Here is an 8,706-nt window from a genome sequence, read left to right on the forward strand (position 1 = left end):
GTTTTTTGTATCTAGTTGTAGAGACGTACGTTACTTGAAGAAGAAGCGGAAGATGTCATTTCCATTCGCATAGATCAATAAAGCGAACAGGATAAACATACCTGCCATTTGGGCATACTCTAGGAATTTATCGCTCGGTTTGCGACGGGCCACTACCTCATAGATCAAGAACATCACGTGTCCGCCATCCAAGGCCGGAATCGGCAAGATATTCATGAACGCCAAGATGATAGATAGAAAAGCCGTACGTTCCCAGAAAATCCGCCAATCCCACACAGACGGGAACAATCCGCCGATCGTACCGAAACCGCCCAAACTGGAGGCACCTTCCTTCGTAAACACATATTTCATGTCGTTCACATATCCCTTCAAGGTATTAATACCTAATTTAATACCGGCGGGGAACGACTCGAAAAAGCCGTATTTGCGGGTCACGGTCTGATAGAGATCCGTAGGCAACATCACCGCTACGCCAATTTTCCCGGCCGAGTCCGTCCTCATGGTCAACGACTCCAACTGGCCGTTCCGGTAGAAATCTACTGTCACCTCTTCGCCCTTATTCTCTGACAATAACCCGGAGGCATCATAAAACGTCGGGGTAGCCACACCGTTAATAGCCACCACGCTATCCTTCGGCAGCATGCCGGCAAGAGCCGCCGGGGCATTCTTGTCGGGAAGTTCACGAACGACCATCGGGATACGCAAAGGATCGGCGAAGCCTTTTCCGTCACGCATGCAACGTTGCATCATATCCTCCGGTATGGAGATCACGGTCTCCCGCCCGTCACGGAGCACCGTCACGGTCTTCGCCTCCACCACCTTGCGGAAACTGTCGCTACCGAAACGCTCCAACTCCTCATTGTCCGCTCTCAGCAAGATATCACCGTCCTGAAAACCGACGTTCTGGAACGTCTCGCTATAATTCATACCCATCTTCATGTTCTTCAAAGGCAAGTACGTATCGCCCCACGTAAACAAGATCATGGAATAAATAAACAAAGCCAGCAAGAAGTTGAACACCACGCCCGCTACCATAATCATCAAACGCTGTCCGGCCGGCTTGGAGCGGAACTCGTAAGGCTTGGGCGGCTGGGCCATCGCCTCCTTGTCCATACTCTCGTCGATCATACCGGAGATCTTACAATATCCTCCCAACGGAAGCCAGCCTACGCCGTATTCCGTGTCACTGTTTTTCGGCTTGTACTTGAATAGCGAGAACCACGGATCGAAGAAGAGGTAGAACTTCTCTACCCGCACCTTGAAAATCCGGGCAAAGATAAAATGCCCGAACTCGTGGACAATCACCAGTATCGATAAGCTCAAGATAAGCTGTAACGCCTTAATCAAAAAAGTTTCCATCTACTATTGTTTGTTCTGTTTTAAATTATTTCAAAATAACTCGGCCGCCAACCGCCTAGCCTCGGTGTCGGTAGCCACGTAATCCTCATACGAGGGATTGACGATAAACGAGGCTTTCCGCATGGTCTGCTCGATCACGTCGCTCATTTGCAAGAAGCCGATACGATCTTGCAGGAAAGCGGCCACCACCACCTCATTGGCGGCATTCAAGATACAGGGCATATTCCCTCCTTGGCGGGCCGCCTCGAAAGCGAAAGCCAAGTTGCGGAAACGTTCCATATCCGGCTCCTCGAACGTCAAGGTCGAATATTGGTTGAAATCCAGACGGGGCGCCATGCTCCTCATACGTGTCGGGAACGAGAAAGCGTAGGCGATCGGCAATTTCATGTCGGGAATTCCCAGCTGGGCGATCACAGCGCCATCCTCAAACTGCACCATCGAGTGGATCACCGACTGCGGGTGCACCACCACCTGTACCTGATCCGGCGTGACATCGAACAACCATTTCGCCTCGATCATCTCGAAGCCCTTGTTCATCATCGAGGCCGAGTCTATCGTGATCTTCGCCCCCATCGTCCAGTTCGGATGCCTCAAGGCCTGCGCCTTCGTCACGGTAGCCAGCTCCTCCAGCGTCTTCCGCCGGAACGGACCACCGGAAGCCGTCAGCAAGATCTTCTCGATCGGATTATCATACGCACCTGTTAAACATTGAAAAATGGCCGAATGTTCCGAGTCCACCGGCAAGATAGGCACCTTATGCTCGGCGGCCAGCTTCATGATCAGCTCGCCGGCCACGACCAATGTCTCCTTATTCGCCAAGGCGATCGCCTTTCCCGCCTTGATCGCCGAGATCGTCGGTCGCAAGCCGGAATAGCCCACCATCGCCGTCAGCACCATATCGATCGGCTCCGACTGCACCATCTGGGCGATAGCGTCGGCACCCGCCCATACCTTGATCGGCAGGTCTTCCAAGGCCTCTTTCAGCTCGGGATATTTCCGCTCATTGGCGATCACCACCACCTCCGGCATATATTTCCGGGCCTGATTGATCAATAAGTCCACTTGGTTATTTGCGGTCAAGGCATACACCTCGAAAAGATCGGAATGCTCGCTCACTACCTCCAAGGCTTGGGTCCCGATGGAACCGGTCGAGCCTAATATCGCTAACTGTCTTTTTTTCATGGATTATCAAAAAGCTATATATTCTTCCGGATTCACCGGATTGCCCTTATACCACAACTCGAAATGCAGGTGCGGTCCGGTAGACAACTCTCCCGTATTCCCGACCAGAGCGATCGCCTCACCGGCTACCACATGGTCTCCCACCTCTTTCAGCAACAATTCGTTGTGCTTATAAACCGAGATGAATCCGTTCTTATGTTGTATTTGAATTACGTTTCCGTGGTTCGGATCGAAACCGGTATAGATCACCGTACCATCCAACGTAGCCAAGACACTCTCCTTCGGGGCCGCGGCCAGATCCACGCCATAATGATGGACATCCGTCTCATAATGAGAGGTGACCACGCCATTCACGGGCTTATAGAAAAAGACCCCCTCGGTCGGTACCTTGCCCGGGTCGGTCAATACCGATAAATTATATTTCTCCTCTTCCTCGTAATCTTTCACGAAGCGAGTCTCTTCCTTGCTACGAGGAATCTCATAGTTAATATCGTTGCTAGCCAAAGAATCTATCTGACGGATCGAGTCCAAGGGCATCGTACCGGAAAGGATTCCGGCCACGTTATCCAGATAAAGGGACTGGATCTCCATCATACGCTCCAACGAATCCGCCCGCAAGGCATTCTGCATAATCTCCTTGCGAACCTCCACGTCGAGATAGCCCGGCAAGTAGTTGCGAATCGGTGTCTTGATGATGATAAAGGCGGTAACGGCGATCAAGAAAAAGGCGAACACCGCCAAAGTGACAAACGCCGATAACTGCGAAAGCCGGAAAGACCACACCTCCTCCAACGTCCCCTCATTGATAAAGGAAAGTTTATATTTAAACCGGATCCGGTGCCAAAACGATTTCGTATTCTTCTTTTTCAACCCCTAATTTTCAATTATCAATTATCAATTCTATAAATCCCTCCGGCAAAGACACCGTGAGGCTACGGGCCTCATGGTCGGCCTCGGTGATCAACTCCTCCACGGCGGGGATCAACAGCTCCTCGCCTTTATGATCGACACGCAGAAGGACGTTGATTGTCGTCTCATCCACGTCTGTTATCTCTCCTAAATAACCTTTCTGTACGTCCGTCACGGTATAACCGATAAAACTGTCCCACGTCATATCCCCCACGAGATCCTCCTCGTCCACGGCGTCCAAAGGATAAAACACCTCCTTGCCCACAAACATGCGGGCATCCTCCTCGGAATTCACGTCCTCCAGTTTCACCAAGACCACCGTATCGGTCTTATAGCGGAAATCCTCCACGAAGAACGGTACCAAGATACCATCCATCTCGCAAACAATGTACGGGTCCTCGGCATCTTCCAGCACATCGCTGTTCGTCACCAACGACAACTCCCCCTTGATACCATGGGGCTTGGCAAACTGCCCGATCTTGAAAACCTCTCCTTCTCTAATCATCGCCTAAAATCTTTAAATCCTCGTGATACGTGCCCCGATCTGGTTCAATCGCTTATCGATCCCTTGATATCCCCGGTCGATCTGGTCTATATTATGGATCGTGCTGGTACCTTCGGCGCTCATAGCGGCGATCAGCAAGGCGATACCCGCGCGAATATCCGGGGATACCATCGTAGAGCCCCGTAGCTTGAAGCGGTTACCCAGCCCGATCACCGTAGCCCGGTGCGGGTCGCAAAGGATGATCTGGGCTCCCATATCGATTAGCTTGTCCACAAAGAACAAGCGGCTCTCAAACATTTTCTGGTGGATCAGCACGCTCCCCACGGATTGCGTAGCCACGACGAGAAATACGCTCAGCAAGTCCGGCGTAAGCCCCGGCCAAGGAGCATCAGCGATGGTCATGATAGAACCATCGATAAACGTATCGATCTCGTAGGAATCATGCCGGGGGATATAAATATCATCGCCTCGCTGCTCCACGGTAATACCCAAGCGGCGAAAAGCGTCCGGGATGATCCCCAGCTTATCATATCCTGTATTCTTGATGGTGATCTCCGATCCGGTCATAGCGGCCATACCGATAAAGCTACCCACCTCGATCATATCGGGGAGGATGGTATGCTCCGTGCCGGAAAGCGACCGTACACCTTCTATCGTCAATAGGTTAGAACCGACACCTGAGATTCTCGCTCCCATGCGGTTCAGCATCGTGGAAAGTTGTTGCAGGTAAGGCTCGCAGGCGGCGTTATAGATCGTCGTCACCCCCTCGGCCAGCACGGCAGCCATCAAGATATTCGCCGTTCCGGTCACGGAAGCCTCGTCGAGCAGCATATAAGCGCCTTTCAACTGGCATGCCTCTATCTCGTATACTTGCCGCCCGGCGTCGTAGCTAAAGCAAGCGCCCAGCTTCTGGATTCCCACGAAGTGCGTATCCAGCCGGCGTCGCCCGATCTTGTCGCCACCCGGTTTCGGGATCAGCGCCCTGCCGAAGCGGGCTACCAACGGGCCTACGATCATCACGGAACCCCGCAGGCTACCACTCTTGCGCAGGAACTCCTCGGTACTCAAATACTCCATGTCCACGTCGTCCGCCTGAAAGGTATAGGTATCGGCGGACGGATGCTCCACCTTGACCCTCATATCCCTAAGGAGCTGGATTAAGTTATTCACGTCCAAGATATCAGGCACATTGTGTATGGTCACCTTCTCCGGTGTTAGCAATGTCGCGCAGATCACCTCCAACGCCTCATTCTTGGCGCCTTGCGGAACGATCTCGCCGGACAAGCGATAACCACCTTCTATAACGAACGAGCTCATCTGCCTTTACGCGTAAAGTTCCTTTTGTTGCCGCCACTGTTATTACGGGCCAAGATATCACGGCTCTCGGCCAATTTGTGTTCCTCCTCGCTCAATACGATCTTGCCGCTAGACAGCTCGTCCAGATCCTTGAAGATCTTACGGTCGTCCACGCTTTCCTTGTTCCAAGTAAGGAACGATTTCTTCATCTGGTTTGCCAGCAGCCGCACGAGCTGGTCTTTCTCCATACCGGGTTGCAGCTCCGTGGCCTTGCGGATCATCAGCTCCAAGGTCTTTCCGTAATGGCGGTAGCGTATACGGTTATTGTTGTACGGGATACGAGGCGGACGGCTATACAGGTTCTCCTTCTTGATGATCTCGTACGGATAGTCTATATCGAGCTTAAAATCGGCCATGATCGCCAGATGATCCCAGAGGATATGCTTAAAGTCGTTTACGTCACGCAAATGCGGGAACATGTTTCCCATGATGTTGATAATCGTGTTGGCGCAACGCTTACGCTCTTCCCGGTCTTGGATAGTCACGCAATAGTCTACCATATTTTGGATATTGCGACCGTATTCGGGCAAAGTCAATCTTTTTCCTTCTGTATTGTATTTCATTCTTTACATTTTGTTTATCGCGAAGATAGGTATATTAATTGAGAATTGAAAATTGAGATTCGAAAGTTACCTCTCGTTAGGCTTAATTATCAATTCATAATCTACCACGTCCAGCCACCGCCCGAATTTCAGCCCTACTTTCTCAAAGTGGGATACTTTTCTGAATCCCAGCTTCTCATGCAGCGAGCAGCTAGCCTCATTCCCCTCGGTAATGCAGGCAATCAAGGCGTGGTAGCCGCCTGCCCGACATTCCTCGATCAGCCTTTCCATAAGCTGCCGGCCGATCCCCTTGCCCTTGTATCTCGGGGATAAATAAACGGTGGTCTCAAGCGTATATTTATAAGCTGCCTTTTCTTTCCACGCATGGGCATAGCAATATCCCACGACCTCATCATGATCTACGTATACCAGATAAGGATAACTCGCCGAGATCCCGGCTATGCGACCATCCATCTCCTCCACCCGCAAAGGTTCCGTCTCGAACGTAGCCACGCTATTCACGACATATTCATTGTATATATCCACGATCGCCTTGGCGTCTCGTGAACTCACATTTCGAATCATATTCATTCCGTTAAAACAATCCGATCCGGGAAAGAATCTCTCTCTGCCCGGACCGGATCTATCATCGAATCAAATTACTAATTTTTCGGCTTTCTACTCAGACAACGCCTTGATCACCTCTTGGTTCGCCTTGCGCACCTCGGCCTCATTGATCTTGATCACCTTGCGGTCGTAGGTCATAAGGCCGTTCACCTCACCTTCTACGTCCGTGGTTTGCGTATAGACAGCGGCGGAGAAGCCCTTCGGAACCATTTTCTTCAGCTCACGGGCGTACTTCACGTACTCGGCGGTCACCTCATCGCTATTCTTAAACTGTACATAGCCCCAGTTGCGTTTGTTCCACCACAAATGGTTCTCCACGGCCAAGCCGATACCACCATACTCGCCCAATACGTTTACACGCACCGGATCGAACAGGTACATCGCCGGGCCCGGGTAATTATGCAAATCCAAGATATCGCCGCACGCACGGAAATTACCGCCACTGGCCGGATTCACCAGACGGGAAGGATCGTATGTTTTTGTCCACTCGGCAGCCTTCTCGGTATCGAACTGGCCCCAAGCCTCGTTGAAGGGCACCCATACTACTACGCTAGGATTCGAGACGCACAGGTCCATGATCTCCTTCCACTCCTTGTAATAATTACGGATAGACTCCTCGGTACGCTCCTTGTCGGTTCCACCGTTATACGTATGAGGCGCCCATTGGTTACCCATGTCGCCGCTAGGCATATCCTGCCAAACCAGCATACCTTCCTTATCGCAATGATAGTACCAGCGGGCCGGCTCTACCTTCACGTGCTTGCGGATCATGTTGAAGCCCCACGCTTTCGTCTTCACGATATCATACAGCAACGCCTCGTCCGTGGGAGCCGTGTAAAGCCCGTCGGGCCACCAGCCTTGATCCAGCGGGCCGTATTGGAACAGGTTCTTGTTGTTCAAGCGCATACGCATGATGCCGTTGGCGTCACGCTCGGCGGATATCTTACGGAAGGCGGTGTACGATTTCACCTCGTCCACCTTCTTGCCATTCTTCGACAAGCTCACCTTCATATCATATAAATAAGGATTGGAAGGTTCCCACAACGTAGGATTTTGCACGGCCAAGCGTAATTCTGTCCCTTGTACGCCCTTGGCGGTAGCAACCACCTGCCCCTTATCGAGCAAGCTGACCTCCACGATGTCCGACACCGGGGAGTCGGAACAAGCCCCGACCGTCACGCTCATCACGCCATTATCGATATTCGGGATCGCCTTGATAGAGGTGATATGCGAGGAAGCGACCGGCTCCAGCCATACGGTCTGCCAGATTCCGGTGACCGGCGTATACCAGATTCCCTCCGGGTTGGCCACTTGCTTTCCACGGGGTTGGTAGCCTTTATCGCTCGGGTCCCATACACGCACCACCAGCTTATGCGTACTTTTGCCATTCAGATAGGGAGTGATATTCAAGGAAAACGGGGTAAAGCCTCCCGTGTGGGAACCGATCAAGATATCATTCACGAATACGTCCGCTTTCCAATCCACGGCGCCGAAGTTCAACAAGATATCTTTTCCTTTCCATGAGGAGGGCACCGTAAAGGTTCGTTTATACCACAACTCATTCTTCTCCCCCACTTCTTTTTGCACGCCGGACAAGGAGGATTCCACGGCGAACGGCACCAAGATATTCCCATCGAAACTCGTCGGCTCTGCCTGTCCTTTTGGAAGGATAGCGTATTCCCACTCGCCGTTCAAATTCTGCCAATCCGCACGTTCCATCCCGGGGCGTGGATATTCTGGCAATACATTCCGGGGATCTACTTTCTCAGCCCAGTCCGTCTTGATCTTGTCTCCGGCGGGCTTCCACTGCGCCCCGGCGCTACAAATCGTTGCGAACGCACAAAAGGCTAACAATAATTTTCTCATGATATTATTTACATTTTGAATTGATAATACACTTTCAAGTGACAAAGATAATAGAAAAATTCAAACGACAACCTGCCCCCGGTTCCCCTTCTCCTTATAAGACAAGTGCAAGAATTTCTTTTTCCTGTACACGATCGCTTGGTCGAACGGCAATCCGCTATCTATCAATACTTCCAGCAATCGCTCCGGGCCGCAGGCGGCGTAGCAATCGGCGGCCTCGCCCCTTGTGTGCTGGGAGTTGACGACACCGCCTACCAAGCGATTCACCTCCGGGCAACGATAGCCGCTGGTAATAGCGATCGGCTCACCGAGGCGGTCTCGCAAAGGCTGGATCAATTGCGTGATAAGCAGCCGGATAGC

At 51.8% G+C, this 8,706-nt stretch carries 9 protein-coding genes; all 9 read right to left on the reverse strand.

Annotated features, from left to right (window positions below; genetic code table 11):
• Window positions 1-30: 30 nt before the first annotated feature.
• Complete coding sequence (gene rseP, locus DWY79_RS17150; RefSeq protein ID WP_122369882.1) at window positions 31-1,359, reverse strand: RIP metalloprotease RseP; 1,329 nt, start codon at window positions 1,357-1,359, stop codon at window positions 31-33.
• Window positions 1,360-1,389: 30 nt separating this feature from the next.
• Window positions 1,390-2,541, reverse strand: a complete 1,152-nt coding sequence (locus DWY79_RS17155; RefSeq protein WP_022193136.1) for a 1-deoxy-D-xylulose-5-phosphate reductoisomerase — start codon at window positions 2,539-2,541, stop codon at window positions 1,390-1,392.
• Between the two features lie 6 nt (window positions 2,542-2,547).
• Complete coding sequence (locus DWY79_RS17160) at window positions 2,548-3,411, reverse strand: M23 family metallopeptidase (RefSeq protein WP_048927751.1); 864 nt, start codon at window positions 3,409-3,411, stop codon at window positions 2,548-2,550.
• Window positions 3,412-3,421: 10 nt separating this feature from the next.
• Window positions 3,422-3,955, reverse strand: coding sequence for a ribosome maturation factor RimM (gene rimM / locus DWY79_RS17165; protein WP_122369884.1), 534 nt, complete (start codon window positions 3,953-3,955; stop codon window positions 3,422-3,424).
• 12 nt (window positions 3,956-3,967) lie between these two features.
• Window positions 3,968-5,272 (reverse strand): UDP-N-acetylglucosamine 1-carboxyvinyltransferase, encoded by a 1,305-nt coding sequence (murA, locus tag DWY79_RS17170; protein ID WP_122268529.1) that lies wholly within the window; start codon window positions 5,270-5,272, stop codon window positions 3,968-3,970.
• Window positions 5,269-5,874, reverse strand: a complete 606-nt coding sequence (locus DWY79_RS17175; RefSeq protein ID WP_005855584.1) for a DUF4290 domain-containing protein — start codon at window positions 5,872-5,874, stop codon at window positions 5,269-5,271. The genes murA and DWY79_RS17175 overlap by 4 nt, the downstream gene beginning before the upstream one ends.
• 66 nt (window positions 5,875-5,940) lie before the next feature.
• On the reverse strand, window positions 5,941-6,438 hold the full coding sequence (locus DWY79_RS17180; protein WP_121962394.1) for a GNAT family N-acetyltransferase: 498 nt from the start codon (window positions 6,436-6,438) through the stop codon (window positions 5,941-5,943).
• A 93-nt stretch (window positions 6,439-6,531) separates the two neighbouring features.
• Window positions 6,532-8,346, reverse strand: a complete 1,815-nt coding sequence (locus DWY79_RS17185) for a glycoside hydrolase family 2 protein (RefSeq protein ID WP_005855578.1) — start codon at window positions 8,344-8,346, stop codon at window positions 6,532-6,534.
• 60 nt (window positions 8,347-8,406) lie between these two features.
• Window positions 8,407-8,706: D-Ala-D-Ala carboxypeptidase family metallohydrolase (locus DWY79_RS17190; RefSeq protein WP_233564002.1), on the reverse strand; the 300-nt coding region annotated here is incomplete at its 5' end.

Origin of the sequence: Parabacteroides sp. AF27-14 (genome assembly GCF_003635425.1) — a bacterium.
GTDB lineage: Bacteria > Bacteroidota > Bacteroidia > Bacteroidales > Tannerellaceae > Parabacteroides > Parabacteroides distasonis.

Coding starts and splice junctions, on each gene's coding strand:
- rseP (WP_122369882.1), bottom strand. CDS start 1,359: ATGGAAACTTTTTTGATTAAGGCGTTACAGCTTATCTTGAGCTTATCG.
- DWY79_RS17155 (WP_022193136.1), bottom strand. CDS start 2,541: ATGAAAAAAAGACAGTTAGCGATATTAGGCTCGACCGGTTCCATCGGG.
- rimM (WP_122369884.1), bottom strand. CDS start 3,955: ATGATTAGAGAAGGAGAGGTTTTCAAGATCGGGCAGTTTGCCAAGCCC.
- murA (WP_122268529.1), bottom strand. CDS start 5,272: ATGAGCTCGTTCGTTATAGAAGGTGGTTATCGCTTGTCCGGCGAGATC.
- DWY79_RS17175 (WP_005855584.1), bottom strand. CDS start 5,874: ATGAAATACAATACAGAAGGAAAAAGATTGACTTTGCCCGAATACGGT.
- DWY79_RS17180 (WP_121962394.1), bottom strand. CDS start 6,438: ATGATTCGAAATGTGAGTTCACGAGACGCCAAGGCGATCGTGGATATA.
- DWY79_RS17185 (WP_005855578.1), bottom strand. CDS start 8,346: ATGAGAAAATTATTGTTAGCCTTTTGTGCGTTCGCAACGATTTGTAGC.